The sequence below is a fragment of the Pseudomonas sp. LBUM1673 genome, from assembly GCF_059695645.1.
The window spans coordinates 1426865-1452461 of record NZ_CP166780.1 but is presented as its reverse complement, the minus strand read 5'-3'; the positions used below and the strand labels follow the sequence as shown (position 1 = coordinate 1452461).

Here is a 25597-nt window from a genome sequence, read left to right as displayed (position 1 = left end):
ATCCCTCGTTACAGCGTGATTTGGGTGCCCAGCAACCCGAGGAAACCGGCCAGCCAGCTCGGGTGCGCTGGCCAGGCCGGTGCAGTGGCCAGATTGCCTTGAACATGACCTTCCGTCACCGGGATATCGATGAACGTGCCGCCAGCCAAGCGTACTTCCGGAGCGCACGCCGGGTAGGCGCTGCACTCGCGACCTTCAAGAATGCCTGCAGCGGCCAACAGTTGCGCACCGTGACACACGGCGGCGATCGGTTTGCCGGCCTTGTCGAACGCGCGCACCAGCTCCAGGACTTTTTCGTTCAGGCGCAGGTACTCCGGCGCACGACCGCCCGGCACCAGTAGCGCGTCGTAGTCCGCCGCATCGACTTTGGCAAAATCGAAGTTCAGGGCAAACAGATGACCGGGTTTTTCGCTGTAGGTCTGGTCGCCTTCGAAGTCATGGATCGCGGTGCGCACGGTCTGGCCGGCGGTTTTGTCCGGGCAAACGGCATGCACCGTGTGGCCGACCATCAGCAGCGCCTGGAAGGGCACCATCACTTCGTAGTCTTCGACGTAATCACCGACCAGCATCAGAATTTTTTTAGCAGCCATGGGGAGGACTCCTCTGGGAAATACGTGGGCCTGCAGGAGTATTCAAGGTAGTCCTTAATCGGCATGGCAGGTAATAACCGACTACTACGAACACAATGGTTTTTGTGGCGAGGGGGCTTGCCCCCGTTGGGTCGCGAAGCGACCCTGATCCGGTCTATTCAGTCAGACCGTGTTCTCTGGTGTTGCGACTGCTGCGCAGCCGAACGGGGGCAAGCCCCCTCGCCACAGGCATTACCCCCAACTGTACGGATAACTCTGCGCCTAGCTGTAACACCGCAGCCCGCGCGGTTTATGGCTAGATGAAGACTCTTCCCGCCACCCTCGATTCTGGTTGCCATCATGTCCTCGCGCGAAAACACCGGCATGGCCCTGGGCCTGCTCGGCGTCGTTATCTTCAGTCTTACCCTGCCCTTCACACGGATCGTCGTGCAGGAACTTCATCCGCTGCTCAACGGCCTCGGTCGTGCGCTGTTCGCGGCGGTGCCAGCGGCGTTGCTGTTGCTGTGGCGCCGGGAGAAATGGCCCACCTGGAAACAGGTCAAAGGCCTGACGTTGGTGATCGCCGGGGTGATCCTCGGTTTTCCGGTGCTCTCGGCCTGGGCCATGCAGACCTTGCCGGCGTCCCACGGTGCGCTGGTCAATGGCCTGCAACCCTTGTGCGTGGCGCTGTACGCGGCGTGGCTGTCCCATGAGCGTCCGTCGAAAGCCTTCTGGGCCTGCGCCGCGCTGGGCAGCGCGTTGGTGCTCGGTTATGCGCTGATCAGCGGCGCCGGCAGCATTCAGGCCGGTGACTTGCTGATGCTCGGAGCCATTGCCGTGGGTGGTTTGGGTTATGCCGAAGGCGGACGGTTGGCCAGGGAGATGGGCGGCTGGCAGGTGATCTGTTGGGCGTTGGTGCTGTCGACACCGCTGCTGATCGGGCCGGTGCTGTACCTGGCGCTGCAACATCAGGGCGAGATTTCGGCCCGGACCTGGTGGGCCTTCGGTTATGTCTCGCTGTTTTCCCAGTTCATCGGGTTCTTTGCCTGGTATGCCGGGCTGGCCATGGGCGGCATCGCCCGGGTCAGCCAGATCCAATTGCTGCAGATCTTCTTCACGATCGCGTTTTCGGCGTTGTTCTTCGGCGAGCACGTCGAGCCGATTACCTGGCTGTTTGCGGCCGGGGTGATCGTGACGGTGATGTTGGGGCGTAAGACGGCAGTACAACCCGCGCGTGTTGCCACGGTCTAACCCTGTAGGAGCCAGGCTTGCCGGCGAAGGCGCCCTCTCAATCGCCTTCGCCGGCAAGCCTCGCTCCTACAGAATTAGCGGCGGCCGTCATATCCCACAGCAGCGGTTAGAGATAGCCGTCAGCCCGCAGCAGGGTTTCCAGGCAATGCTCGCTGATGTGGTAGAAGTCTTTCAGTTCCTGAATCTTCACCAGCAGCTGAGCCGGGTCCACCGGCTCGGCGCGTTTGACCGCCAAAATCATTTTGTTCTTGTTGGTGTGGTCCAGTGAGATGAACTCAAAGACCTTGGTCTCATAGCCGCAGGCTTCCAGAAACAATGCACGCAAACTGTCAGTGACCATTTCCGCCTGCTGGCCCAGGTGCAGGCCATATTGCAGCATCGGCTTGAGCAGCGCCGGGCTCTGGATTTGCAGGCGAATCTGTTTATGGCAGCACGGCGAGCACATGATGATCGACGCGCCGGAACGAATGCCGGTGTGAATCGCATAGTCAGTGGCGATGTCGCAGGCATGCAGCGCGATCATTACGTCCAGCTCGCTCGGCGCCACGCTACGCACATCACCGCATTTGAACACCAGCCCCGGATGCTCCAGCTTCGCCGCCGCGCTGTTGCACAGGCTGACCATGTCTTCACGCAGCTCGACGCCAGTCACCTCGCCCTCGGCCTTCAAGGTGTTGCGCAGGTAGTCGTGGATCGCGAACGTCAGGTAGCCCTTGCCCGATCCGAAATCCGCCACTCGAACAGGCTTGTCCAGCGCCAACGGTGACGAGGTCAGCGCATGGCTGAAGACTTCGATGAACTTGTTGATCTGTTTCCACTTGCGCGACATCGCCGGGATCAGTTCATGCTGCGCGTTGGTCACGCCCAGGTCTTTGAGAAACGGCCGGCTCAGCTCAAGGAAGCGGTTTTTCTCGCGGTTATGCTCGGCGGACGGTACTTCGCGCAATTGCTGAGGTTTGCTCTTGAACAGCGAAGATTTGCCCTTTTTGCTGTATTCGAGCTGGGCTTCGTCGGTCAATGACAGTAAATGCGCATTCTTGAACGACGCCGGCAACAGCGCCGCAATGGTCGCCACGCCTTCGGCAATCGGCAGGTTCTTGGTGATGTCGCGGGTCTTGTAGCGATAGACGAAGGACAGGCACGGCTGATCCTTGACCGTCAGCTGCTTGATGATCAGCCGCTGCAAATCCACTTCAGCACCGACGTACTTGGCCAGCACCAGTTTGATGAAGGCGTTCTGATCGAGGCTGGTTTGCAGCAGGTCGATGAACTGGGCGTGATGATCCGGCGCGAGGCTGGCGGGAGTGGTGGTGACAGACATGGGAAAAAACGGCCTCGGGCGGTGCGAATCAGGGAATGGCGGGTATTTTAGGGGGGATGGCCGTTCGGGACACGCAGTTATTTGCCGAACGGTGCGAATCCTGAGGCTAGCGAGTCCTGTGGCGAGGGGGCTTGCCCCCGTTCGGCTGCGAAGCAGTCGTAAAACCAGAGAACTCGGTCTAACTGAAGAAACCGGACAGGGGCCGCTGCGCAGCCCAACGGGGGCAAGCCCCCTCGCCACAGAGAGCTATGTCAATTCCAGAGGGTGAAATCAGCTCAACACCACCAACCGATTCGGCAATTCATTGCGCACATGGGTCACCGGCACATGCACCTTGAGCAACTCGCCGCATGCCTCGATGCACGTCACAAAGCCCTGCAACGTCTGCCCCTGTTTCACTTGCTGGGTAAACGCCCCCACAATCGCGTCCCAGTTCTTGTTGTCCAGCCGTTTGGAAATCCCTTCATCCACCAAAATCTCTACATAGCGCTCGGCCTCGCAGACGAAAATCAGCATGCCGGTGCTGCCCACGGTGTGGTGCAGGTTTTGCTCCAGGAACTGCCGACGCGCCAGGTTCGACGCGCGCCAGTGACGGACCGAGCGCGGGATCAGGCGCGTGGTGACTTTCGGAATCCGGAACACCAGGCACAACACGATGAAACTGAGCCATTGCACCAGCAACAGACTGTGCATGGTCAGCCAGCCCGTCAGGTAATGCACGATACCCGGCACCACCAGCGCCAGCAGGCTGGCCCAGAGCAGCGGGATGTACGCGTAATCGTCGGCGCGGGCCGCAAGTACCGTCACCAGTTCGGCGTCGGTGTCGCGCTCGACCCGGGCAATCGCCTCGGCGACTTTGCGTTGTTCGTGTTCAGTGAGTAATGCCATGTTTATGAATGCCTGCTCGCTATTGTTGTTTTTACCTGCAGTGTCATCACCAGCCGCCCGACGAACCGCCGCCCCCGAAACTGCCCCCGCCGCCGCTGAAGCCCCCGCCTCCACCGCCGCCAAAACCTCCACCGCCGAAACCGCCTCCCGAGCTGCCCCGGCCGCCCCCACCTGCGCTTGGCAGAATACCGAACATCTGGCCGACGAAGATCGTCAGGATGAACAGCATCACCAGTAACACGAAAAGCCCCGGATGCCGCGAGACAAAGTCCCCTTCCTGATCGCCAGACGACTCATACACCGTCGACGGCTCGTCCAGCGGATTGCCCCCCAACACCACCAGCATCGCCGCAACGCCATCGCTGATACCTTTACTGAAGTTGCCGGCCTTGAACGCGGGAGTGATCACCTGATGAATGATCACCGAACTCTGCGCATCGGTCAGGCGCTCTTCCAGGCCGTAACCGACTTCTATACGCAATTTGCGCTCCTCACGCGCGACGATCAGCAGCGCGCCGTTGTTCTTGTCCTTCTGGCCGATCCCCCAGTAGCGTCCCAGTTGATAACCGAAATCCGCGATGTCGGTGCCCTGCAAATCCGTCAACGTAACCACCACCAACTGCTCGCCGGTGGTTTTTTCATGGGCGTTGAGCTGTTGCGTCAGTTGCTCGCGCACCGCAGGCTCGATCATCCCGGCGTTGTCCACCACCCGCCCGGTCAGTTCCGGGAACTTCAACTCGGCCTGGGCCGTCAGGGTAAACACCCAGAACAACAGCACCAGGCCCACTTTCAACATGCGCATTGGCAACCTCATCCTTGGTGGCGCTTCGAACCGTTTCCGGCGCTTACTGGAACTTCACTTCAGGCGCTTTCTCGGCACCGGGGCTGGTAGCCTCGAAGGTTTCGCGGATCGGCAAATCGCTGTACATCACGGTGTGCCACAGGCGACCGGGGAAGGTGCGAAGCTCGGTATTGTATTTCTGCACCGCCAGGATGAAGTCGCGACGCGCCACGGCGATGCGGTTCTCGGTGCCTTCAAGTTGCGATTGCAGGGCCAGGAAGTTCTGGTTGGCCTTGAGGTCCGGGTAGCGCTCGGACACCACCATCAACCGGCTCAGCGCGCCGGTCAGTTGATCCTGCGCCTGCTGGTACTGTTTGAGCTTTTCCGGATTGTCCAGCGTGCTGGCATCCACCTGAATCGACGTCGCCCTGGCCCGGGCTTCGATCACGGCGGTCAGGGTTTCCTGTTCGTGCCTGGCATAACCCTTGACGGTTTCCACCAGGTTGGGGATCAAGTCGGCGCGGCGCTGGTACTGGTTCTGCACCTGGCCCCAGGCAGCCTTGGCCTGTTCGTCGAGGGTCGGGATGGTGTTGATGCCGCAGCCGGCCAGCAGCGTGGTCAGCAACATCAAGGCTGCAACCTGCAGGCTCGACCGATAGTGGTGTCGTACATTCATCTGGTTGACTCCCTGGCACATTCCGTTGATGAAACAACCTGCGAGCTCTTGGGGCATAATCTGCACCGCTACTGGATTGCAGCGAGCCAATGGGCTAAAAGATGCCCAGCGTAAAAAACTGTTGAGAAGTGTGCTGCATTTTTCTGAACAATGCCCGAACAACAAATGCTCGAACAACAATAGTCGCTCCCTAAATTTTGGCTGACCGGCGCGTATCCGCTGTCGTTTAGGCTTTAGAGAAAACCATTCATGAAGAAGCTGTGTTTGCTGGGCCTGTTCGTCAGCCTGGTCAGTCATACCGTATTGGCCGCCACGACGCCCGCACCTATAGAGAACAAGGACGCCTTCATCAGCCACCTGATGAAGCAAATGACCCTCGATGAGAAGATCGGCCAGTTGCGCTTGATCAGCATCGGTCCGGAAATGCCTCGGGAAATGATCCGCAAGGAGATCGCCGCTGGCAATATCGGCGGCACCTTCAACTCGATCACCCGCGCGGAAAACCGTCCGATGCAGGACGCGGCCATGCGCAGCCGGTTGCAGATCCCGATGTTCTTCGCCTATGACGTGATCCACGGCCACCGCACCATTTTCCCGATTCCGCTGGCCCTGGCCTCGAGCTGGGACATGGACGCCATTGGTCGCTCCGGGCGCATCGCCGCCCAGGAAGCGGCGGCTGACAGCCTCGACATCACCTTCGCACCGATGGTCGACATCTCCCGCGACCCACGCTGGGGCCGCACTTCCGAAGGCTTCGGTGAAGACACCTACCTGGTTTCGCGGATCGCCGGCGTGATGGTCAAGGCCTTCCAGGGCACCGGCGCGAACGCGGCCGACAGCATCATGGCCAGCGTCAAGCATTTCGCCTTGTACGGCGCGGTCGAGGGCGGTCGCGACTACAACGTCGTCGACATGAGCCCGGTCAAGATGTACCAGGATTACCTGCCGCCGTACCGCGCCGCCATCGACGCCGGTGCCGGCGGGGTGATGGTTGCGCTGAACTCGATCAACGGCGTGCCGGCCACCGCCAACACCTGGCTGATGAACGACCTGTTGCGCAAGGAATGGGGCTTCAAGGGGCTGGCGGTCAGCGATCACGGGGCAATTTTCGAGCTGATCAAGCACGGCGTTGCCGCTGACGGTCGCGAAGCCGCGAAGCTGGCGATCAAGGCCGGCATCGACATGAGCATGAACGACACCCTCTATGGCAAGGAATTGCCAGGGCTGTTGAAGGCCGGTGAGATCGAACAGAAAGATATCGACAACGCCGTACGTGAAGTGCTCGCCGCCAAGTACGACATGGGCCTGTTCAAAGACCCGTACCTGCGCATCGGCAAGGCCGAGGATGACCCGGCCGACACCTACGCCGAAAGCCGCTTGCACCGCGCCGAGGCCCGTGATGTGGCGCGCCGCAGCCTGGTGTTGCTGAAGAACCAGGGCGACACGCTGCCGCTGAAGAAAACCGCGAAAATCGCTTTGGTCGGTCCACTGGCCAAGGCGCCGATCGACATGATGGGCAGCTGGGCCGCCGCTGGCCGTCCCGAGCAATCGGTGACCCTGTTCGACGGCATGACCAGTGCGCTTGGCGCGCAGTCGACGCTGATCTACGCCCGTGGCGCGAACATCACCAGCGACAAGAAAATCCTCGATTACCTGAACTTCCTCAACTTCGATGCGCCGGAAGTGGTGGATGATCCGCGTTCGGCCAATGCGTTGATCGATGAAGCGGTGAAAGCCGCGCAACAGGCCGATGTGGTGGTGGCAGCGGTGGGCGAATCCCGTGGCATGTCCCACGAATCGTCAAGCCGCACCGACTTGAACATCCCGGCCGCCCAGCGCGAGCTGATCAAGGCTTTGAAAGCCACTGGCAAACCGCTGGTGCTGGTATTGATGAACGGTCGTCCGTTGTCGATTCTCGAAGAGAACGAGCAGGCTGACGCGATTCTGGAAACCTGGTTCAGCGGCACCGAAGGCGGTAACGCCATCGCTGACGTGCTGTTCGGCGACTACAACCCGTCGGGCAAACTGCCGATCAGCGTCCCGCGCTCGGTGGGTCAGATTCCGACCTACTACAACCACCTGAGCATTGGCCGGCCGTTCACCCCGGGCAAACCGGGCAACTACACCTCGCAATATTTCGAGGACACCACCGGGCCGCTGTTCCCGTTCGGCTTCGGCTTGAGCTACACCCAGTTCAGCCTGACCGACATGGCCTTGTCGTCGACCACACTGAACAAGACCGGCAAGCTCGACGCCAGCGTCGTGCTGAAGAACACCGGCAAGCGTGACGGCGAAACCGTGGTGCAGTTGTACATCCAGGACGTGACCGGTTCGATGATCCGCCCGGTCAAGGAATTGAAGAACTTCCAGAAAGTGCTGCTCAAGGCCGGCGAACAGAAAGTCGTGCACTTCACCATCACCGAGGACGACCTGAAGTTCTACAACGCCCAGCTCAAATACGCCTCGGAACCGGGCAAGTTCAACGTGCAGATCGGCCTGGATTCCCAGGACGTGACGCAGCAGAGTTTTGAGTTGCTGTAATCCCTGACACACCGCAATAAAACTGTGGGAGCGAGCCTGCTCGCGATGGCGGCATAACATTCAATAGAGATGCTGAATGTTATGGCCTCATCGCGAGCAGGCTCGCTCCCACAGTGGTTCTGGGGTGTTGCGGAAATTGTGTTCAGCCCCGCCTATCCAGCAGATTCACCACCAGCCGATCCACCCATCCCCACACCCTCTGCTTGACCCGCCGCCACAACGGTCGGCGCTTCCATGCCTCGAGGCTGACTTCCTGGCTCAGGGCAAAGTCATTTTCGAAACTCGCCGCCACCGCCCGGGTCAGTCCGGGGTCCAGAGCTTCGAGGTTGGCTTCCAGATTGAAACGCAGATTCCAGTGATCGAAGTTGCACGAACCGATACTCACCCAGTCATCGATCAACACCATTTTCAGGTGCAGGAAACACGGCTGGTATTCGAAGATTTTCACCCCTGCCCGGAGCAGGCGCGGGTAGTAGCGATGCCCGGCGTAGCGCACCGACGGGTGATCGGTGCGCGGCCCGGTCAGCAGCAGACGCACATCGACGCCACGAGCTGCCGCCCGACGCAGTGAGCGGCGGACTTTCCAGGTCGGCAGGAAGTACGGTGTGGCCAGCCAGATCCGCCGCTGGCCGCTGTTCAGCGCGCGAACCAGCGATTGCAGAATGTCGCGGTGCTGGCGGGCGTCGGCATAGGCGACCCGGCCCATGCCCTCGCCCATGGCCGGTACTCGTGGCAGGCGCGGCAAACCGAAGTGCGAAGCGGGTTTCCAGGCGCGGCGATAACGGTTGGCGATCCATTGGCGATCGAACAGCAACTGCCAGTCGATGACCAAGGGGCCGGTGATTTCCACCATCACTTCGTGCCATTCGCAGGTGTCTTCGCCCGGTGCCCAAAACTCATCGGTCACCCCGGTGCCGCCGACCACCGCCAGGCATTGATCCACCAGCAGCAGCTTGCGATGGTCGCGATAGAAGTTGCCCACCCAGCGTCGCCAGCTCAGGCGATTGTAGAAACGCAACTCGACACCGGCGGCCGTCAGGCGCTGACGCAAGGCCAGGGTGAAGGCCAGGCTGCCATAGTCATCGAACAGGCAACGTACCCGCACACCGCGCTCGGCCGCCTGGACCAGAGCCTGAACCATGGCCTCGGCGCAGGCCCCCGCCTCCACCAGGTACAGTTCCAGTTCGACTTGTTCTTCGGCGCGAGCAATCGCCACCAGCATTCTCGGGAAGAACTGCGGGCCGTCGATCAGCAGTTCAAAGCGGTTGCCTTCGCGCCACGGGAAAATTGCACCACGCATCTCAGCGCGCCGTAAAAATCAGCACCGCACCCACCGGCACCGACAAACTGATGGCCGACAAACCGGCAACCTTGCGCAAGCTTTCCAGGCCTGGGGCCAGGTCGAAATCTTCAGCGCTGATCACCAAAGGTTCGAGGGTCACCACTTGAAAGCGCCGGTCATCGAGACGGGTCGCCAGCAGTTCGGCGTTGTATTGGTGTTGTTTGCCATGCAGGTTGACGGTCAGCGGCAAGCGCAACTCCAGTTGCGCACCCGGCGCCAAATCGTTGATCGGCCGCAGATCGATTTGCGTGGTGATCAGCGCTTCGGGAAACGTCTGGATCTCGAACAGTTCCTTGCGCATGCGCTCGTCGCGCAACGGTATGCCACTGTTGACGGACTCCAGCTCGACTTCTACCTCGGCCAGGCCTTTGGGATCGACCTTGCCGTGCAGCACCAGAAAGCGCTGCACTTCGGAGATGTTGGCGTTTTTAGTGCTAATGAACGACAGCCGCGAGGACTCGCCATCCAGATACCAATTGGCCTGGGCCGACACAGTTACACCGGCCAGCAGCAGGAAGGCGAGGGTTTTGCAGACAAAGCGGTTGAACATAGAGACTCATGGGCAGATAAACCTGAGCGAACCTTAACTGGCCTGAGGCAGGTTGCAAACTTTCTGTTACTCCAACCCAACCTTTGTGGCGAGGGAGCTTGCTCCCGCTGGAGTGCGAAGCGCTCCCAAAATCAGACAATGAGTTCTTCCAGTCAGACCTCGGCCGCTGGCATTACGACTGCTTCGCAGCCGGGCGGGAGCAAGCTCCCTCGCCACAAAAAACTGACCACTGTCAGGGTTGCAGGCGACAGCCTTGGCGTTCACCAACCCAAACAGCGCTATTGCTGCGCCCCATGCCGCCGACCATCACACGCTTGCTCGCGGCATCATCGACGAACCCGCTGGTGGGCAAGTACTGCTTCACATAGCCCCGGCAATACTCGGCCGGATTGTTCATCACATAGCGACACGAGCAGTATTCCTTGGCGGTGTAGGCGCTGATGATGTCGGGGAAGGCCCACAGCGCCACACGCTCCTGCCAGACCCAGCCAAGCAAGGCAATCAGCAGCACCAGCAACAGCGTGCTGAACGGCCGACGGCGAATAAAGCGGCGGCTCATGGCTGCACCTTCGCGGCAAACGCCTTGAGCGCGAGTTTGAGCAATTGGTTGTGCCGATAACTCCCGTCGCGATCATCGCCGTAGCGCACGATCACCAGCTTTTCGCTGGGAATCATGTACATCGCCTGACCCCAATGGCCCAGCGCGGCGAAGGTATCGACGGGGGCGGCGGGCCAGGGTTGTGTCGCGCCATCCACTGCGCGATTGAGCCACCAATGCCCGCCGGGCACTGCTTCATCCTGGTTGGCTTGATAGCGGGCGAAAGGCTCGCGGCTGAAGTCGACCCAGTCCTTGGGCAGCAATTGCTGCTCACGCCAACGACCATCGCGCGCCATCAACAGACCGACCCGCGCCAGGTCCCGGGCGGTGAGGTAGGCATAGGACGATGCGACAAATGTGCCCGTGGCATCCGCTTCCCACACCGCACTGCGAATCCCCAAGGGTTCGAACAGCGCAGTCCACGGATAATCCGGATAACGGGCCGGGCCGACGATGGTTTTAAGCGCTGCCGCCAGCAGGTTGCTGTCGCCGCTGGAGTAGCGGAATGCCTGACCGGGTTTGGCGTACTCGTCGTGGTCGGCGGTGAAGGCGGCCATATCGCGGTGACCACGGGTGTAAAGCATGGCCACCACCGAGGACTTCAATGGGGCGTATTCGTAGTCTTCCTGCCAGTCCAGGCCCGAGGCCCAGTGCAGCAGGTCGGCCATGGTCATGGCGGGATGTTTTTCCAGCGGTGGATAGAACTGCACCACCGGGTCCTGCAATTTGAACAGCCCTTCGCCATAGGCCACGCCGAGCACCATGGCTATCAGGCTTTTACTGACGGACCAGGTCAGGTGCGGCGTTTGCGCAGTGGTCGGGGCAGCGTAGCGTTCGTAGACAAGTTGGCCATCGCGGATCACCAGCAAGGCATCGGTGCGGATGCCTTGGTGAGTGGTGTCTTCGCGGGGCGGGAAGGCATAACTCTCCAGGGCCTGAAGTGCCGGGCCGGTAACTTTCGGGCCGGGCGACCATTGCTCGGCCGGCCAGTTTTCGGCGTGGGCGGCGAGGCTGAGCAGCAGCATGACAATCAGGGACAAGCCTTTGAACATGAGGGGTGCTCGGAGGGATGAACCTGCAGAGCCTAGTCGAGCTTGATGACAGTTTTTGAATTTGCGTCGCCAATGGGATCACCTTCGCGGGCAAGCCTCGCTCCTACAGGATTTGTGCCGGATGCGATCCCTGTAGGAGCGAGGCTTGCCCGCGAAGGGTCCCTCCAACCTTACGACAATCCCGTCAACGCCTTGGCCAATCGCTTGCCCCGCGCCCCTGCCGCCAAATCCATCACAGTCTGATCGCGCTGCCACATCGCCGCCCATTGCGGCGGGCCATCGGCCAGGGCCTGATTCACTTCAGCCTTGAGCCCATCGAACTGCGCAAACAACCCGCCCAGCAACACATGCCCGGCCGGATTATTCGGCGCCTGACGGCTGACTTCCGCGCACCCGGCCAGCAGCGCCAGCAAACGCAGCTGCAAGGTCTGCGGCCAGTCGTTGTCCTGACCGACGCCGAACAGCCAAGCGGTCATGGCGCTCAGTACATAGATGTCTTCCAGAGTGCGGAACGGTTTGACGTAAGCATCCCAACCATCCCCCGCCAGCAATTCGCACAGGGCGTTGTCGAGAAACAACCGGCCGTGGCCAATGTCCGGCATCAGCGGCATCGGGGCGAGTTTCTCCAGTCGCACGCCGGGTTCATCGGGATACACCACCACCAGACTCAGGCGCGGGGCGTCGCCAGGCTCTTCACTGCGAGCGGCGACCAATAGCCAGTCGGCGGCATCGCCGGCGGTGACGAAATCCTTGCGCCCGCTCAGGCGCAAATCCCGCAGCCGGGTCTGCATGTCCGCCACCCGCAAGCTGCGTTGTTCGGTCGCACACAACGCGCCGAGGCTCGGCGACGCGCTCGGCCAGAGCATGCGCAACGCCGCTTGATAACCCACCAGAAACGCCAGCCCCGGTGTCGCCATCAGCCGTCCACCGACCACCGCCAGTTCGAACGGCGTAACCGCCCCCAACTGTTGCAACAAGGTCGCAAACCCCTCACCCAGGTCCGGGTTGGCGGGCAGGCGATCGCGGCGGTTCAACAGGGTTTGCCAAGGCATAAGAGGCTCCTCAAAGGCTGTCATATAAGCATCACCAAAGCTTCATGGTGATGACACCGGGGCTACATAGCCTGACTTTGCACAACACGGCTGCATAAAGAAAGTCGATCGGCTGCAACCCAAGACGGGTGGCCAGCCCGTACGGAGATTCACAATGACTCAGATCGCCCGCATCAGCGACACCGGCAATGAACGCCGCCTGCAAGCCGAACGCCTGGTGGGCGCCGAGGCCTTGCAGCAAGCCCAGGCCTTGCGCTTCAACGTGTTCAGCGGCGAATTCAACGCCAGGCTCAAAGGCGCGGAGCAGGGTCTGGACATGGATGACTATGATGTTCACTGCTCCCACATCGGTGTGCGTGACTTGAACACCGGGCGCCTGGTGGCCACCACCCGATTGCTCGACCACACAGCGGCCAGCAGCCTGGGCAAGTTCTACAGCGAAGAAGAATTCAGCCTGCATGGCCTGGTCCATCTGAAAGGCCCGATCCTGGAAATCGGTCGCACCTGCGTCGACCCGGCCTACCGCAACGGCGGCACCATCGCCGTGCTCTGGGGTGAACTGGCCGAAGTGCTGAACCAGGGCGGCTACAGCTACTTGATGGGTTGCGCGAGCATTCCGATGCAGGACGGCGGCATTCAGGCCCACGCGATCATGCAGCGCCTGCGCGAACGCTACCTGTGCACCGAACACCTGCGGGCCGAACCGAAGAAGCCATTGCCGACGCTGGATATTCCGTCCAACGTCATCGCCGAAATGCCGCCGCTGCTCAAGGCCTATATGCGCCTGGGCGCGAAAATCTGTGGCGAGCCGTGCTGGGACGAGGATTTCCAGGTGGCCGACGTGTTCATCCTGCTCAAGCGCGACGAGCTCTGCCCACGTTACGCCAAGCACTTCAAGGCGGCTGTGTAATGAGCCGCTTGCGGGTGTACGCGCGAATTGCGCGAGTGCTTTTGGTGGTAGCGCTGGGCTTAAGCATGGCCGGTGTGTTCGGGTTGTTCGAGCGATTGGGGATTGCCCACTCGATGGTCCGTCGCCAGCGCTGGTCGAGGTTTTTTATGGCACGGCTGAGCAATGCCCTGCCCTTTCGCGTGACTGTGCTGGGTGAGCTGCCCAAGCAACCAATGCTCTGGGTCAGCAATCACGTGTCCTGGACCGACATTCCGCTGCTGGGCATGCTCACGCCGCTGTCGTTCCTGTCCAAGGCCGAAGTGCGCACCTGGCCGGTGGCGGGCTGGTTGGCAGCCAAGGCGGGCAGCCTGTTCATCCGCCGTGGTTCGGGCGACAGTCAGTTGATCCGCAAGCAGATGACCCGTCATCTGGAGCAGGAACATCCGCTGCTGATGTTCCCCGAAGGCACGACCACCGATGGCCGCTCGCTGCGCACGTTTCATGGTCGTTTGCTGTCAGCGGCGATCGATTCCGACGTGGCGCTGCAACCGGTGGCGATTCGTTATCTACGCGATGGCGAGCTCGATACCCTGGCACCGTTCATTGGCGATGATGATTTGCTGTCGCACCTGATGCGCTTGTTCGCCAATGATCGGGGGGAGGTGGAAATTCATCTGCTCAAACCGATTGAGTGCCAGGACCGGGAGCGTGCAGCGCTGGCGTTCGAGGCGCAGCAGGCGGTGCAGAGGGCGTTGTTTGGTGAAGTCGCGAAACCTGCCGAGCCACGGCGTGCCGGCGAACTGATCGCCGCGTAATCTGTAGGAGCGAGGCCCGCGAAGGGAACGCCGCGGTGTACCTGAGACACCGCGTTATCGTTCTTCGCGGGCAAGCCTCGCTCCTACAGGATTTGTGTCAGCGGTTTTGGACGAAATCCTGAAGCTGCGGATAGAACAACCGGAAATCCTCGCTCAACGGTTCATACAACCGTCGCAACTCCTGCATCGCCTCCGCCAACTCCTCCGGCCGGGTCAACCGGCGCGAAATCCCCCGCAGTACCTGTTCAAGCACTTCGAATTCCCGATAAGCACCCAACCAGTCATTGGCCACCATGTGCGGCGCAATCTTCGCCAGGCGCTCCGGCAACTGTTGCTCGGCCAACAGCACCCGGTAAACGTCCGAAGTGAACAGCGCCAGCGGACGGTCGGCATACAACTCCCAGTCCCGCGCCAGGCAGTGGTCGAAAAACACATCGAGCACGATTCCGGCGTAACGCCTGCGCGTGATGGAAAACCGCGACAAGGCGATGTCCACCAGCGGATGGCGATCGGTAAACACGTCGATGCTGCGATGCAACTGAATGGCCGTCTCGATCTCCGGATCGAACTGCCCTTGCAGCCGTCCTTTGACGAAATCGCCGTACAGACTGCCGAGCATTTGACCGGGGCGCTGGCCACCGAGGTGCAGATGTGCGAGATAGTTCATGGGCGCAGCTTAGCACCGCCAATACTTATCTTTACAAACATCGTATCGTTATAACCCGATATACCGATTTATGCGGTCATCAGACCAAAATCATATTGGTATATCGCGAAGTACCGATTTAAAGTTCGCCTCATCGCGATATAGCGTTTTACTCATCACGAGCCCCAACCATGACCATCGACCTCGACGAAATAATAAAAGCGCTGGCACACCCAGTACGCCGAGACATTCTCATCTGGCTGAAAGACCCCAAGGTCCAATTCCCGGAACAGCTCCACAACCACGAGTACGGCATTTGCGCCGGACAGATCGATCAACGCTGCGGCCTGTCGCAGTCGACCGTGTCCGCTCACTTGGCGACCTTGCAACGGGCGGGACTGATCAGCAGCCAGAAAGCCGGTCAATGGCACTTCTTCAAACGCAACGAGGACGTGATTCAGGCGTTCCTCGACGCCATCGTCAAGGAGCTCAGCGCTCCGACAAGGAACTGACAATGCCCCTCTCGCTACTCATTCTGGCCTTGAGCGCCTTCGCCATCGGCACCACCGAGTTCGTCATCATGGGCTTGCTGCCCGAAGTGGCGGCCGATCTTGGTGTGTCGATCCCCGGCGCCGGCTGGCTGGTGACCGGTTACGCCCTGGGCGTGGCCATCGGTGCCCCGTTCATGGCGCTGGCCACCGCCAGACTGCCGCGCAAGGCCGCTTTGGTAGCGTTGATGGGCATTTTCATCATCGGCAATCTGCTCTGCGCCCTGGCCAGTGACTACAACGTCTTGATGTTTGCCCGTGTGGTCACCGCCCTGTGCCACGGCGCCTTCTTCGGCATCGGCTCGGTGGTGGCGGCAGGCCTGGTGCCGGCCAACAAACGTGCATCGGCAGTGGCCTTGATGTTCACCGGCCTGACCCTGGCCAACGTCCTCGGCGTGCCGCTGGGCACCGCGCTCGGTCAGGAAGCCGGCTGGCGTTCGACCTTCTGGGCGGTGACCGTGATCGGTGTGATTGCGCTGATCGGCCTGATCCGCTTCCTGCCGGCCAAGCGCGATGAAGAAAAGCTCGACATGCGCGCCGAACTGCGCGCCCTCAAAGGCGCCGGCATTTGGCTGTCGTTGAGCATGACCGCATTGTTCGCCGCCTCGGTCTTCACCTTGTTCACCTATGTCGCACCTCTGTTGGGCGAGGTCACCGGTGTCTCGCCGCGCGGGGTGACCTGGACCCTGATGCTCATCGGTCTGGGCCTGACGGTCGGCAACATCATCGGCGGCAAGCTGGCGGACAAAAGCATGGCTGCAACGCTGATCGGTGTGTTCATCACCATGGCGGTGGTCTCCACCGTACTGACCTGGACCAGCATTGCCGTGATTCCGACCGAAATCACCCTGTTCCTCTGGGCCACTGCGTGCTTTGCCGCCGTACCCGCCCTGCAAGTCAACGTGGTGACCTATGGCAAGGCCGCACCGAACCTGGTGTCGACCCTGAACATCGGCGCTTTCAACATCGGCAACGCGCTCGGTGCCTGGGTCGGCGGCAGCGTCATCGCCCACGGCTTCGGCTTGACCCGTGTGCCGCTCGCGGCAGCCGCACTGGCGGTACTCGCTCTGTTGGTGACCCTGATTACTTTCCGTCAGAGCGGCGATGCCGAGCTGGCCCCTGCTACTAACTGATCGCCAAAAGAGAACTATTTCATGACGACTATTTTCGATCCCATCAAACTGGGCGACCTCGAGTTGGCCAACCGCATCATCATGGCACCGCTGACCCGATGCCGCGCCGACGAAGGCCGTGTGCCGAACGCGTTGATGGCCGAGTACTACGTGCAGCGCGCCTCTGCCGGCCTGATCCTCAGCGAAGCGACTTCGGTCACGCCGATAGGCGTGGGCTACCCCGACACTCCCGGCATCTGGTCCAACGACCAGGTACGCGGCTGGAGCAACGTGACCAAAGCGATCCACGGCGCGGGCGGCAAAATCTTCCTGCAACTGTGGCACGTGGGCCGGATTTCCCACCCGTCCTACCTGAACGGCGAAGTACCGGTCGCTCCGAGTGCCATACAGCCTAAGGGCCATGTCAGCCTGGTTCGTCCATTGGCCGACTTCCCAACCCCCCGCGCCCTGGAAACCGCTGAAATCGCCGACATTATCGACGCTTACCGCGTCGGTGCCGAGAACGCCAAGGCCGCCGGTTTCGACGGTGTGGAAATCCACGGTGCCAACGGTTACCTGCTCGACCAATTCCTGCAAAGCAGCACCAACCAGCGCACCGACAACTATGGTGGCTCCCTGGAAAACCGTGCGCGCCTGTTGCTGGAAGTGACCGATGCCGCCATCGAAATCTGGGGCGCGGGCCGCGTGGGTGTGCACCTGTCACCCCGTGCCGATCTCCATGACATGGGCGACGATAACCTGTCCGAGACGTTCACCTACGTCGCTCGCGAACTGGGCAAGCGTGGCATCGCCTTCATCTGCTCCCGCGAGAGAGAAGACGGCGACAGCCTCGGTCCACAACTGAAAGAAGCCTTCGGCGGCCCGTACATCGCCAACGAACGCTTCACCAAGGACAGCGCCAACGCGTGGCTGGCCAGCGGCAAGGCTGACGCGGTGGCGTTCGGTGTACCGTTCATTGCCAACCCTGACTTGCCGGCACGCTTGAAGGCCGATGCACCGTTGAATGAGGCGCGCCCGGAACTGTTCTACGGCAAGGGCCCGGTTGGCTACATCGACTATCCGGCGTTGTAAGCGTCCGCTGTTGGAATGCAAAAGCCCCGACTCGAAAGAGCCGGGGCTTTTGCGTATGGAAGATCAAAGAATCGTCCGAAGGCTGCAATCTTGTCAGCGCTTGCGCTGTCCCCAGGCGACCGCCAGGCCACTGAGGCAAATCACCGCAATCCCGATCACACCGAAACTGTCCGGGGTATGGTCAAAGATCAAATACCCGTACATCCCGGCAAACAGAATCTGCCCATAACTGAACGGTGCCAGCATCGCCGGCGCGGCGTGCCGGAAGGCCTGGGTCAGCAGCATGTGCCCGAGCATGCCGCAAGTGCCCAGGCCGATCATGAACAGGCCGTGCAGCAGCGTCGGCGTATTCCAGAAGAACGGTAACAGCGCACTCATGATCAGGCTGTTGAGAATGCCAGTCAGGAAATTGCTGGTGGTCGGGCTGTCGATACCGCTGAGCATGCGGGTGAGCAATTGATAAAAGCCAAAACACAATGCCGAGCACAGTGGCAGCAAAATGGCCGGGGTGAACAGCGCGCCGCCAGGCCGCACAACGATCAACACGCCGACAAACCCACCCAGCACCGCTAGCCACTGGTTACGCGTCACCCGCTCACGCAGCAACGGCACGGACAGTGCCGTGACTAATAAAGGTGCAAGGAAGTTCACGGCCGTGGCTTCGGCCAAGGGGATGTAACGCAGACCCGTGGTGAAGAACAGGCTGGTGCCGATCAGGCAAAGCGCACGCAATAATTGCAGTCCGGGACGCTTGGTACGCACCACCGCTGAAAAACCACTGCGTGGTACGAAAATCACCAACATCAACAATGTGTGCACCACGTAGCGTGCCCAAACCACCATCACAATCGGGTAGAAGCCGGACAGGTACTTGGACAACGTGTCGTGGCTGGCGAACAACAACACCGCCAGGCAAATCAATGCGATGCCCTTGATCGGCTGCTCGGCGCCCTTGTAGCCCGGGTTGTTCACACTCATTCACACACTCGACACAAAACTCCTACAAAATACGTAGCTCGCTACCTGTCAACCTGGCGAGCGTACGTATATAAAAGCACCCCATCACAGAAAGGCGAGCGAAACAGGGACATTTGTCCCGTTCCCGGCATTGACACAAATGGATCCAATTACGCATTTTGTTTCATTTGCGCAGATTGGGACTCAAGCGCAGCATATCCAACCCTGTATCGACCCAACGCTCGGCTTCGGCGTGCAGTTGAAAACTGTCGGGCGCCAATAGCCACTGATACAGGATGCCATCGATGTAAGCATGCAGGCTGATGGCCGCGCGGGAGGTGTCGAGGTTTTCCGGCAACTGCCCCCGATTCACCGCATTACTCAGGGCCAGAGCGATTCGTACATTGCAATCGAGGCTGGCCATTCGGCGCTGCTGGCGCAGGTCGCACATTTCATCGGTGAATTCGCACTTATGAAACAGAATCTCGTTGATGCGTCGGGTTTTCGGGTCCAGGGCAACTTGATGAAACAAATGAATCAGCAGCTTGCGCATGCAGCCCAGCGGATCGAGTTCATCTTCGCTTTCACTGGCCTTGGCCATTTCATTCAGCGGCTCATGCAAGGTATCGAGCATCGCCTGCACCAGATCCGCCTTGTTACTGAAATGCCAGTAGATGGCCCCGCGAGTCACGCCGGCCAGGGTAGCGATATCCGCCAGCGTCGTGCGTGCCACACCCCGCTCAAAAAAGGCTTTTTCTGCCGCTTCGAGTATCTGGCTTCGGGTTTCTTGAGCTTCCTCTTTGGTACGACGGACCATGGCAGTACAACCTCAATCAGGGTGCTTCAGCGATGTCTGAATATCAGCTGAATAAAAGTGGGGCGAGCGCTCTTGGGCGTCTCATCAGGCCTACAATTCAAACCTTTGAACGGCTTTTGTAACGGTGCGGGTACGCCGCCAAGGCCTTTACAAACAACCATGAATGTAAGTATATTCCTTAGCAAGCTACTTATCCACCCGGTAGAAATTTTTTACCCTTCCACATTTCTTGTGCGCAATGTGCGCGCCTGACCCGAGGATCTTCATGCAATTCAAGCCAGCTGTTACCGCTCTGGTTACTGCCGTCGCCCTGGCATCGCTGCTCAGCGGATGTAAAAAGGAAGAGGCGGCACCCGCCGCACCCACCCCTCAGGTCGGCGTCGTAACCCTGCAACCTCAAGCCTTCACCCTGACGTCCGAACTTCCAGGGCGCACCAGTGCGTTCCGCATCGCCGAAGTTCGCCCACAGGTCAACGGCATCATTCTCAAACGACAGTTCAAGGAAGGCGGCGACGTCAAGGCCGGCCAGCAGCTCTATCAGATCGACCCTGCGGTCTATGATGCGACCCTGAAAAGCGCCGAAGCCAATCTGCGTTCGACCAAATCGATTTCGGATCGCTACAAGCAACTGGTCGACGAACAGGCCGTCAGCCGTCAGGAATACGACACGGCGCTGGCCAACCGCCTGCAATCGGAGGCGTCCCTGCAGAGCGCCCAGATCAACGTGCGCTACACCAAGGTTTATGCACCGATCTCCGGTCGCATCGGCCGTTCTTCGGTGACCGAAGGCGCGCTGGTCAGCAGCGGCCAGACCGACGCCATGGCAGTCATTCAGCAACTGGACCCGATATACGTCGACGTCACCCAGTCTTCGGTGGAGCTGCTTGAGCTGCGCCGCGAACTGGAAAGCGGTCGTCTGCAAAAAGCGGGCGACAACGCCGCCGCAGTCAAGCTGACCCTGGAAGATGGCAGCCAGTACAAGCTGGACGGCAAGCTTGAGTTCTCCGAAGTCTCGGTTGACCAGACCACCGGTTCCGTGACCCTGCGCGCCGTGTTCCCCAACCCTGACCACACCCTGTTGCCGGGCATGTTCGTTCACGCCCAGCTGCAGGCCGGCGTGAACAGCGCGGCGATTCTGGCTCCGCAACAAGGCGTGACCCGTGACCTCAAAGGCAGCCCGACCGCACTGGTCGTCGGTCCGGACAACAAGGTCGAACTGCGTCAGCTCAAGGCCAGCCGTACCGTCGGCAGCCAATGGCTGATTGAAGACGGTCTGAAGGCAGGCGATCGCGTGATTACCGAAGGGTTGCAGTTCGTCAGACCTGGCGTTGAAGTCAAGGCCACTGAAGCAACTAACGTTGGCGCAAAGAGCCCGGCCCCCGCACAGGCAGCTAATACAGCTGTCGGCGGCAAAGGGGAGTAAACCATGTCGAAATTTTTTATCGACCGTCCGATTTTCGCCTGGGTGATTGCCCTGGTGATCATGCTGGTCGGGGCTCTATCGATTCTCAAACTGCCGATCAACCAATACCCGAGCATTGCGCCTCCGGCGATCGCTATCTCTGTGACCTACCCTGGCGCATCCGCACAAACCGTGCAGGACACCGTGGTGCAGGTGATCGAGCAACAGCTCAACGGTATCGACAACCTGCGTTATGTCTCGTCGGAAAGTAACTCCGACGGCAGCATGACCATTACCGCGACTTTCGAGCAGGGCACCAGTTCCGATACCGCGCAGGTTCAGGTCCAGAACAAACTGAACCTGGCCACCCCGCTGCTGCCGCAAGAAGTGCAGCAACAGGGTATCCGTGTAACCAAGTCCGTGAAGAACTTCCTGATGGTCATCGGCGTGGTGTCGCGCGACGGCAGCATGACCAAGGACGACCTGTCCAACTACATCGTGTCGAACATGCAGGACCCGATCTCGCGCACCGCCGGTGTCGGTGACTTCCAGGTCTTCGGTGCCCAGTACGCGATGCGGATCTGGCTCGACCCGGCCAAGTTGAACAACTTCAACCTGACCCCGGTGGACGTGAAAACCGCCATCGCGGCGCAGAACGTCCAGGTATCGTCCGGTCAACTCGGCGGCTTGCCTGCCCTGCCCGGCCAGCAACTGAACGCTACGATCATCGGCAAGACCCGTCTGCAAACCGCCGAGCAGTTCAAGGCGATCCTGCTGAAGGTCAACAAGGACGGCTCGCAAGTGCGTGTCGGCGACGTCGCGGAAGTCGGCCTGGGCGGTGAAAACTACTCGGTCAGCGCCCAGTTCAATGGCAGCCCGGCCTCCGGTCTGGCGGTGAAACTGGCCAACGGTGCCAACGCCCTCGATACCGCCAAGGCCCTGCGCAAAACCATCGAAGACCTGAAACCGTTCTTCCCGGAAGGGATGGAAGTGGTGTTCCCATACGACACCACCCCGGTGGTGACCGAGTCGATCAAGGGTGTGGTTGAAACCCTGGTCGAAGCGATCGTACTGGTGTTCCTGGTGATGTTCCTGTTCCTGCAGAACTTCCGCGCCACCGTCATCACCACGATGACCGTGCCGGTGGTATTGCTGGGTACGTTCGGGATCCTCGCGGCGTTCGGCTTCAGCATCAACACCCTGACCATGTTCGGTATGGTGTTGGCCATCGGCTTGCTGGTGGACGATGCCATCGTCGTCGTGGAAAACGTCGAACGGGTCATGAGCGAAGAAGGCCTGTCACCCAAGGAGGCCACCAAGAAATCCATGGGGCAGATCCAGGGTGCACTGGTCGGTATTGCCCTGGTTCTTTCGGCGGTACTGCTGCCGATGGCGTTCTTCAGTGGCTCCACCGGCGTGATCTACAAGCAATTCTCGATCACCATCGTTTCGGCCATGGCCTTGTCGGTGATGGTTGCGTTGATCTTCACCCCAGCGCTCTGCGCCACCATGCTCAAGGCCATTCCGAAGGGCGAGCACGGCACGCCGAAACGCGGCTTCTTCGGCTGGTTCAACCGCAGCTTCGACCGTGGCGTCAAAAGCTACGAGCGCGGCGTGGGCAACATGCTCGCGCACAAGGCTCCGTATCTGCTGGCGTACCTGATCATCGTGATCGGCATGATCTGGCTGTTCACCCGTATTCCAACGGCGTTCCTGCCGGAAGAAGACCAGGGCGTACTGTTTGCTCAGGTGCAGACCCCGGCCGGTTCCAGCTCCCAGCGCACGCAAGTGGTCGTGGACGAAATGCGCGAGTACCTGCTGCGTCCAAGCAAGGATGGCGGCGAAGGCGATGCGGTGGCCTCGGTGTTTACCGTGACCGGCTTCAACTTCGCCGGCCGTGGTCAGAGTTCGGGCATGGCGTTCATCATGCTCAAACCGTGGGACGAACGTAACGCTGACAACAGCGTGTTCAAACTCGCGGCCCGTGCCCAGCAGCACTTCTTCACCTTCCGTGACGCCATGGTGTTCGCGTTCGCGCCACCAGCGGTACTGGAACTGGGTAACGCCACCGGTTTCGACGTGTTCCTGCAGGACCGCGCCGGTATCGGTCACGAGAAGCTGATGGAGGCACGCAACCAGTTCCTCGGCATGGCGGCGCAAAGCAAGGTCTTGTCGCAAGTCCGTCCCAACGGTCTGAACGATGAGCCGCAATACCAACTGGAAATCGACGATGAGAAGGCCAGCGCCTTGGGCGTGACCCTCACCGACATCAACAACACCCTGTCGATTGCCCTGGGCAGTAGCTATGTGAACGACTTCATCGACCGCGGTCGGGTGAAGAAGGTTTACGTACAAGGCCAGCCGGGTGCGCGCATGAGCCCTGAAGACGTCAAGAAGTGGTACGTGCGCAACAGCGCCGGCACCATGGTTCCGTTCTCGGCCTTCGCCAAGGGTGAGTGGATTTACGGTGCGCCGAAGCTGTCGCGTTACAACGGCGTAGAAGCGATGGAAATCCTCGGTGCCCCGGCGCCAGGCTATTCCACCGGTGAAGCCATGGCCGAAGTCGAAGCCCTGGCCAAGAAACTACCGGCCGGTGTCGGTATTTCCTGGACCGGCCTGTCGTACGAGGAACGTCTGTCCGGCTCACAAGCGCCAGCGCTGTACGCCCTGTCGCTGCTGATGGTGTTCCTGTGTCTGGCGGCGTTGTATGAAAGCTGGTCGATCCCGATCGCGGTCATGCTGGTGGTGCCGCTGGGGATCATCGGTGCGCTGATGGCGACCAGCCTGCGCGGCCTGTCCAACGACGTGTACTTCCAGGTGGGGCTGTTGACCACCATCGGTCTGGCGGCAAAAAACGCCATTCTGATCGTCGAATTCGCCAAGGAACTGCATGAGCAAGGACGTAGCCTGCGCGATGCAGCGATCGAGGCCTGCCGGATGCGTTTGCGACCGATCATCATGACCTCGCTCGCGTTCGTGCTCGGCGTGGTACCACTGGCCATTTCCACGGGCGCAGGTTCGGGTAGCCAGCATGCGATCGGTACCGGGGTGATTGGCGGTATGATCACTGCCACTGTGTTGGCGATCTTCTGGGTCCCGCTGTTTTTCGTCACCGTGTCCGCCATGGGCCAGCGCAAAATTGCTGACCAGGATGACGCAATTGAACCTTCTAAAGAGGCTGGCTAATGAGCAAGTCGCTACTCTCCATCGCAGTCGCCGCCTTCGTGCTGAGCGGCTGCTCGCTGATACCCGATTATCAGCAGCCTGAAGCACCGGTGGCGGGCCAATACCCGCAAGGCCCGGCGTATTCGCCGGCCCAGGCGCCTAACCAGGCCGCCGCCGAACAGGGCTGGAAGCAGTTTTTCCACGACCCTGCGCTGCAACAGCTGATCCAGACCGCATTGGAGAACAACCGTGACCTGCGCGTCGCGGCGCTGAACATCGACGCTTATGCGGCTCAATACCGCATCCAGCGCGCCGATCTGTTCCCGGCGGTTTCGGCCACCGGCAGCGGCAGCCGTCAGCGGGTTCCGGCACGGGCCTCGCAAACCGGTGAAGCCGGCATCACCAGCTCCTACTCGGCCACCGTCGGCATCAGCGCTTATGAACTCGACCTGTTCGGCCGGGTGCGCAGCCTGAGCGAAGAAGCCCTGCAGAAGTACTTCGCCACTGAAGAAGCGCGCCGCAGCACGCAGATCAGCCTGGTGGCCAGTGTGGCCAATGCCTACCTGACCTGGCAGGCCGACAAGGAACTGCTGAAACTGACCCAGGAAACCCTCGGTGCCTACGAGGAGAGCTTCAAACTCACCTCGCGCAGCAATGAAGTGGGTGTAGCCTCGGCGCTGGATCTGGCCCAGTCGCGTACCTCGGTGGAAAACGCCCGCGCGCAACAGGCCAAATACACCCGTCAGGTCGCTCAGGACGAAAACAGCCTGGTGTTGCTGCTCGGCACCGGTATCCCGGCCAATCTGCAAGCGGCCAAGCCACTGTCGGACGACCTGCTGAGCGAAGTACCGGCCGGCCTGCCGTCGGACTTGCTGCAACGTCGTCCGGACATTCTTCAGGCCGAGTACAACCTCAAAGCTGCCAACGCCAACATCGGCGCGGCGCGTGCCGCGTTCTTCCCGAGCATCAGCCTGACCGCCAATGCCGGCTCCCTGAGCCCAGACCTGTCCGGTCTGTTCAAGGGTGGTTCGGGCACCTGGTTGTTCCAGCCGCAGATCAACCTGCCGATCTTCAACGCCGGCAGCCTGCGCGCCAGCCTGGATTACTCCAAGATCCAGAAAGACATCGGCGTGGCGAACTACGAGAAGTCCATTCAAACGGCCTTCCAGGAAGTCGCCGATGGCCTGGCCGCACGCCAGACCTACACCGAGCAGTTGCAGGCGCAGCGTGATTTCGTCAGCGCCAACCAGGACTACTACCGTCTGGCCGAGCGTCGTTACCGTATCGGTGTCGACAGTAACCTGACCTTCCTCGATGCCCAGCGTCAGCTGTTCAGTGCCCAACAGGCCCTGATCACCGACCGTCTGGCGCAGCTGACCAGCGCGGTCAATCTGTACAAAGCGCTGGGTGGTGGCTGGAATGAACAGACGGCGAAGAACGAGCCGTTGAAAGAAGAAGCGCCGAAGATGAAGTTGTTCTGATAGCGCTGTAAACACGAAGCCCACCCAGCGGTGTAATGCCCGTCAGGTAAGG

General features: G+C 60.6%; 23 protein-coding genes. 10 read left to right on the top strand and 13 right to left on the bottom strand.

Translation table 11 applies throughout. The annotated features are described in order from the left end of the window. Window positions 1-8: 8 nt before the first annotated feature. Window positions 9-590, bottom strand: coding sequence for a DJ-1/PfpI family protein (locus ACA044_RS06500; RefSeq protein ID WP_497445635.1), 582 nt, complete (start codon window positions 588-590; stop codon window positions 9-11). A gap of 339 nt (window positions 591-929) precedes the next feature. On the opposite strand from ACA044_RS06500, the gene ACA044_RS06495 reads away from it, so the two are divergent. Further along, window positions 930-1820, top strand: coding sequence for a DMT family transporter (locus ACA044_RS06495; protein WP_497445634.1), 891 nt, complete (start codon window positions 930-932; stop codon window positions 1818-1820). Window positions 1821-1926: 106 nt separating this feature from the next. On the opposite strand, the gene ACA044_RS06490 is transcribed toward ACA044_RS06495, so the two are convergent. The 4 genes from ACA044_RS06490 to ACA044_RS06475 form a co-directional block, all read right to left on the bottom strand. Continuing rightward, window positions 1927-3141: a class I SAM-dependent methyltransferase gene (locus tag ACA044_RS06490; RefSeq protein ID WP_497445633.1), complete on the bottom strand. Its 1215-nt coding sequence runs from the start codon at window positions 3139-3141 to the stop codon at window positions 1927-1929. Between the two features lie 270 nt (window positions 3142-3411). Next, the gene (locus ACA044_RS06485) at window positions 3412-4029 is read right to left on the bottom strand and encodes a TPM domain-containing protein (RefSeq protein WP_497445632.1); all 618 of its coding nucleotides are present in this window, start codon (window positions 4027-4029) and stop codon (window positions 3412-3414) included. A gap of 46 nt (window positions 4030-4075) precedes the next feature. After that, on the bottom strand, window positions 4076-4831 hold the full coding sequence (locus tag ACA044_RS06480; protein ID WP_497445631.1) for a TPM domain-containing protein: 756 nt from the start codon (window positions 4829-4831) through the stop codon (window positions 4076-4078). Between the two features lie 43 nt (window positions 4832-4874). Next, the gene (locus ACA044_RS06475; RefSeq protein ID WP_497445630.1) at window positions 4875-5486 is read right to left on the bottom strand and encodes a LemA family protein; all 612 of its coding nucleotides are present in this window, start codon (window positions 5484-5486) and stop codon (window positions 4875-4877) included. A 249-nt stretch (window positions 5487-5735) separates the two neighbouring features. On the opposite strand from ACA044_RS06475, the gene bglX reads away from it, so the two are divergent. Next, the gene (gene bglX, locus ACA044_RS06470; protein ID WP_497445629.1) at window positions 5736-8027 is read left to right on the top strand and encodes a beta-glucosidase BglX; all 2292 of its coding nucleotides are present in this window, start codon (window positions 5736-5738) and stop codon (window positions 8025-8027) included. A 142-nt stretch (window positions 8028-8169) separates the two neighbouring features. Here the strand turns inward: bglX and ACA044_RS06465 are convergent, their stop codons facing one another. The 5 genes from ACA044_RS06465 to ACA044_RS06445 all read right to left on the bottom strand — a co-directional run bounded on the left by ACA044_RS06465 (window position 8170) and on the right by ACA044_RS06445 (window position 12621). Next, the gene (locus ACA044_RS06465) at window positions 8170-9327 is read right to left on the bottom strand and encodes a phospholipase D-like domain-containing protein (protein WP_497445628.1); all 1158 of its coding nucleotides are present in this window, start codon (window positions 9325-9327) and stop codon (window positions 8170-8172) included. Between the two features lies 1 nt (window position 9328). Beyond that, window positions 9329-9919 carry a YceI family protein gene (locus ACA044_RS06460; protein WP_497445627.1) on the bottom strand — a complete coding sequence of 197 codons (591 nt, stop codon included), beginning with the start codon at window positions 9917-9919 and terminating at the stop codon, window positions 9329-9331. Window positions 9920-10151: 232 nt separating this feature from the next. Further along, window positions 10152-10478, bottom strand: coding sequence for an amidase (locus ACA044_RS06455; RefSeq protein WP_497445626.1), 327 nt, complete (start codon window positions 10476-10478; stop codon window positions 10152-10154). Beyond that, window positions 10475-11569, bottom strand: coding sequence for a serine hydrolase domain-containing protein (locus tag ACA044_RS06450; protein WP_497445625.1), 1095 nt, complete (start codon window positions 11567-11569; stop codon window positions 10475-10477). Before ACA044_RS06450 ends, ACA044_RS06455 begins: the two co-directional genes overlap by 4 nt. Window positions 11570-11739: 170 nt before the next feature. Beyond that, window positions 11740-12621, bottom strand: coding sequence for an acyl-CoA dehydrogenase family protein (locus tag ACA044_RS06445; protein ID WP_497445624.1), 882 nt, complete (start codon window positions 12619-12621; stop codon window positions 11740-11742). A 154-nt stretch (window positions 12622-12775) separates the two neighbouring features. On the opposite strand from ACA044_RS06445, the gene olsB reads away from it, so the two are divergent. Then, window positions 12776-13531, top strand: a complete 756-nt coding sequence (gene olsB, locus ACA044_RS06440) for an L-ornithine N(alpha)-acyltransferase (protein ID WP_497445623.1) — start codon at window positions 12776-12778, stop codon at window positions 13529-13531. Beyond that, entirely contained in the window at window positions 13531-14325 is a 795-nt protein-coding gene (locus tag ACA044_RS06435; protein WP_497445622.1) for a lysophospholipid acyltransferase family protein, read from the top strand. Before olsB ends, ACA044_RS06435 begins: the two co-directional genes overlap by 1 nt. Before the next feature lie 97 nt (window positions 14326-14422). On the opposite strand, the gene ACA044_RS06430 is transcribed toward ACA044_RS06435, so the two are convergent. After that, entirely contained in the window at window positions 14423-14992 is a 570-nt protein-coding gene (locus ACA044_RS06430) for an acyl carrier protein phosphodiesterase (RefSeq protein ID WP_497445621.1), read from the bottom strand. A 170-nt stretch (window positions 14993-15162) separates the two neighbouring features. On the opposite strand from ACA044_RS06430, the gene ACA044_RS06425 reads away from it, so the two are divergent. Genes ACA044_RS06425 through ACA044_RS06415 form a run of 3 tightly spaced genes read left to right on the top strand, consistent with a single transcriptional unit; the run spans window position 15163 to window position 17723 of the window. Beyond that, the gene (locus ACA044_RS06425) at window positions 15163-15483 is read left to right on the top strand and encodes an ArsR/SmtB family transcription factor (protein WP_030132713.1); all 321 of its coding nucleotides are present in this window, start codon (window positions 15163-15165) and stop codon (window positions 15481-15483) included. A 2-nt stretch (window positions 15484-15485) separates the two neighbouring features. After that, window positions 15486-16652: an MFS transporter gene (locus ACA044_RS06420; RefSeq protein WP_497445620.1), complete on the top strand. Its 1167-nt coding sequence runs from the start codon at window positions 15486-15488 to the stop codon at window positions 16650-16652. Between the two features lie 21 nt (window positions 16653-16673). Continuing rightward, entirely contained in the window at window positions 16674-17723 is a 1050-nt protein-coding gene (locus ACA044_RS06415; RefSeq protein WP_497445619.1) for an alkene reductase, read from the top strand. A 93-nt stretch (window positions 17724-17816) separates the two neighbouring features. On the opposite strand, the gene ACA044_RS06410 is transcribed toward ACA044_RS06415, so the two are convergent. Both ACA044_RS06410 and emhR read right to left on the bottom strand, forming a co-directional pair. Further along, entirely contained in the window at window positions 17817-18701 is an 885-nt protein-coding gene (locus tag ACA044_RS06410; protein WP_497445618.1) for a DMT family transporter, read from the bottom strand. A 163-nt stretch (window positions 18702-18864) separates the two neighbouring features. After that, window positions 18865-19497, bottom strand: coding sequence for an efflux system transcriptional repressor EmhR (gene emhR, locus ACA044_RS06405; protein ID WP_497445617.1), 633 nt, complete (start codon window positions 19495-19497; stop codon window positions 18865-18867). A gap of 265 nt (window positions 19498-19762) precedes the next feature. On the opposite strand from emhR, the gene emhA reads away from it, so the two are divergent. From emhA to emhC, 3 genes are read left to right on the top strand one after another with little or no spacing between them, the layout of a single operon-like run. Next, complete coding sequence (gene emhA, locus ACA044_RS06400) at window positions 19763-20920, top strand: efflux RND transporter periplasmic adaptor subunit EmhA (RefSeq protein ID WP_497445616.1); 1158 nt, start codon at window positions 19763-19765, stop codon at window positions 20918-20920. Window positions 20921-20923: 3 nt separating this feature from the next. Then, complete coding sequence (gene emhB, locus ACA044_RS06395; protein WP_497445615.1) at window positions 20924-24085, top strand: efflux RND transporter permease subunit EmhB; 3162 nt, start codon at window positions 20924-20926, stop codon at window positions 24083-24085. Next, window positions 24085-25545 carry an efflux RND transporter outer membrane subunit EmhC gene (gene emhC, locus ACA044_RS06390; RefSeq protein WP_497445614.1) on the top strand — a complete coding sequence of 487 codons (1461 nt, stop codon included), beginning with the start codon at window positions 24085-24087 and terminating at the stop codon, window positions 25543-25545. Before emhB ends, emhC begins: the two co-directional genes overlap by 1 nt. Window positions 25546-25597 lie beyond the last annotated feature (52 nt).

Bases quoted from the DNA above. Each gene is read 5' to 3' on its own strand.
- ACA044_RS06500 (WP_497445635.1), bottom strand. From the start codon at position 590: ATGGCTGCTAAAAAAATTCTGATGCTGGTCGGTGATTACGTCGAAGAC.
- ACA044_RS06495 (WP_497445634.1), top strand. From the start codon at position 930: ATGTCCTCGCGCGAAAACACCGGCATGGCCCTGGGCCTGCTCGGCGTC.
- ACA044_RS06490 (WP_497445633.1), bottom strand. From the start codon at position 3,141: ATGTCTGTCACCACCACTCCCGCCAGCCTCGCGCCGGATCATCACGCC.
- ACA044_RS06485 (WP_497445632.1), bottom strand. From the start codon at position 4,029: ATGGCATTACTCACTGAACACGAACAACGCAAAGTCGCCGAGGCGATT.
- ACA044_RS06480 (WP_497445631.1), bottom strand. From the start codon at position 4,831: ATGCGCATGTTGAAAGTGGGCCTGGTGCTGTTGTTCTGGGTGTTTACC.
- ACA044_RS06475 (WP_497445630.1), bottom strand. From the start codon at position 5,486: ATGAATGTACGACACCACTATCGGTCGAGCCTGCAGGTTGCAGCCTTG.
- bglX (WP_497445629.1), top strand. From the start codon at position 5,736: ATGAAGAAGCTGTGTTTGCTGGGCCTGTTCGTCAGCCTGGTCAGTCAT.
- ACA044_RS06465 (WP_497445628.1), bottom strand. From the start codon at position 9,327: ATGCGTGGTGCAATTTTCCCGTGGCGCGAAGGCAACCGCTTTGAACTG.
- ACA044_RS06460 (WP_497445627.1), bottom strand. From the start codon at position 9,919: ATGTTCAACCGCTTTGTCTGCAAAACCCTCGCCTTCCTGCTGCTGGCC.
- ACA044_RS06455 (WP_497445626.1), bottom strand. From the start codon at position 10,478: ATGAGCCGCCGCTTTATTCGCCGTCGGCCGTTCAGCACGCTGTTGCTG.
- ACA044_RS06450 (WP_497445625.1), bottom strand. From the start codon at position 11,569: ATGTTCAAAGGCTTGTCCCTGATTGTCATGCTGCTGCTCAGCCTCGCC.
- ACA044_RS06445 (WP_497445624.1), bottom strand. From the start codon at position 12,621: ATGCCTTGGCAAACCCTGTTGAACCGCCGCGATCGCCTGCCCGCCAAC.
- olsB (WP_497445623.1), top strand. From the start codon at position 12,776: ATGACTCAGATCGCCCGCATCAGCGACACCGGCAATGAACGCCGCCTG.
- ACA044_RS06435 (WP_497445622.1), top strand. From the start codon at position 13,531: ATGAGCCGCTTGCGGGTGTACGCGCGAATTGCGCGAGTGCTTTTGGTG.
- ACA044_RS06430 (WP_497445621.1), bottom strand. From the start codon at position 14,992: ATGAACTATCTCGCACATCTGCACCTCGGTGGCCAGCGCCCCGGTCAA.
- ACA044_RS06425 (WP_030132713.1), top strand. From the start codon at position 15,163: ATGACCATCGACCTCGACGAAATAATAAAAGCGCTGGCACACCCAGTA.
- ACA044_RS06420 (WP_497445620.1), top strand. From the start codon at position 15,486: ATGCCCCTCTCGCTACTCATTCTGGCCTTGAGCGCCTTCGCCATCGGC.
- ACA044_RS06415 (WP_497445619.1), top strand. From the start codon at position 16,674: ATGACGACTATTTTCGATCCCATCAAACTGGGCGACCTCGAGTTGGCC.
- ACA044_RS06410 (WP_497445618.1), bottom strand. From the start codon at position 18,701: ATGAGTGTGAACAACCCGGGCTACAAGGGCGCCGAGCAGCCGATCAAG.
- emhR (WP_497445617.1), bottom strand. From the start codon at position 19,497: ATGGTCCGTCGTACCAAAGAGGAAGCTCAAGAAACCCGAAGCCAGATA.
- emhA (WP_497445616.1), top strand. From the start codon at position 19,763: ATGCAATTCAAGCCAGCTGTTACCGCTCTGGTTACTGCCGTCGCCCTG.
- emhB (WP_497445615.1), top strand. From the start codon at position 20,924: ATGTCGAAATTTTTTATCGACCGTCCGATTTTCGCCTGGGTGATTGCC.
- emhC (WP_497445614.1), top strand. From the start codon at position 24,085: ATGAGCAAGTCGCTACTCTCCATCGCAGTCGCCGCCTTCGTGCTGAGC.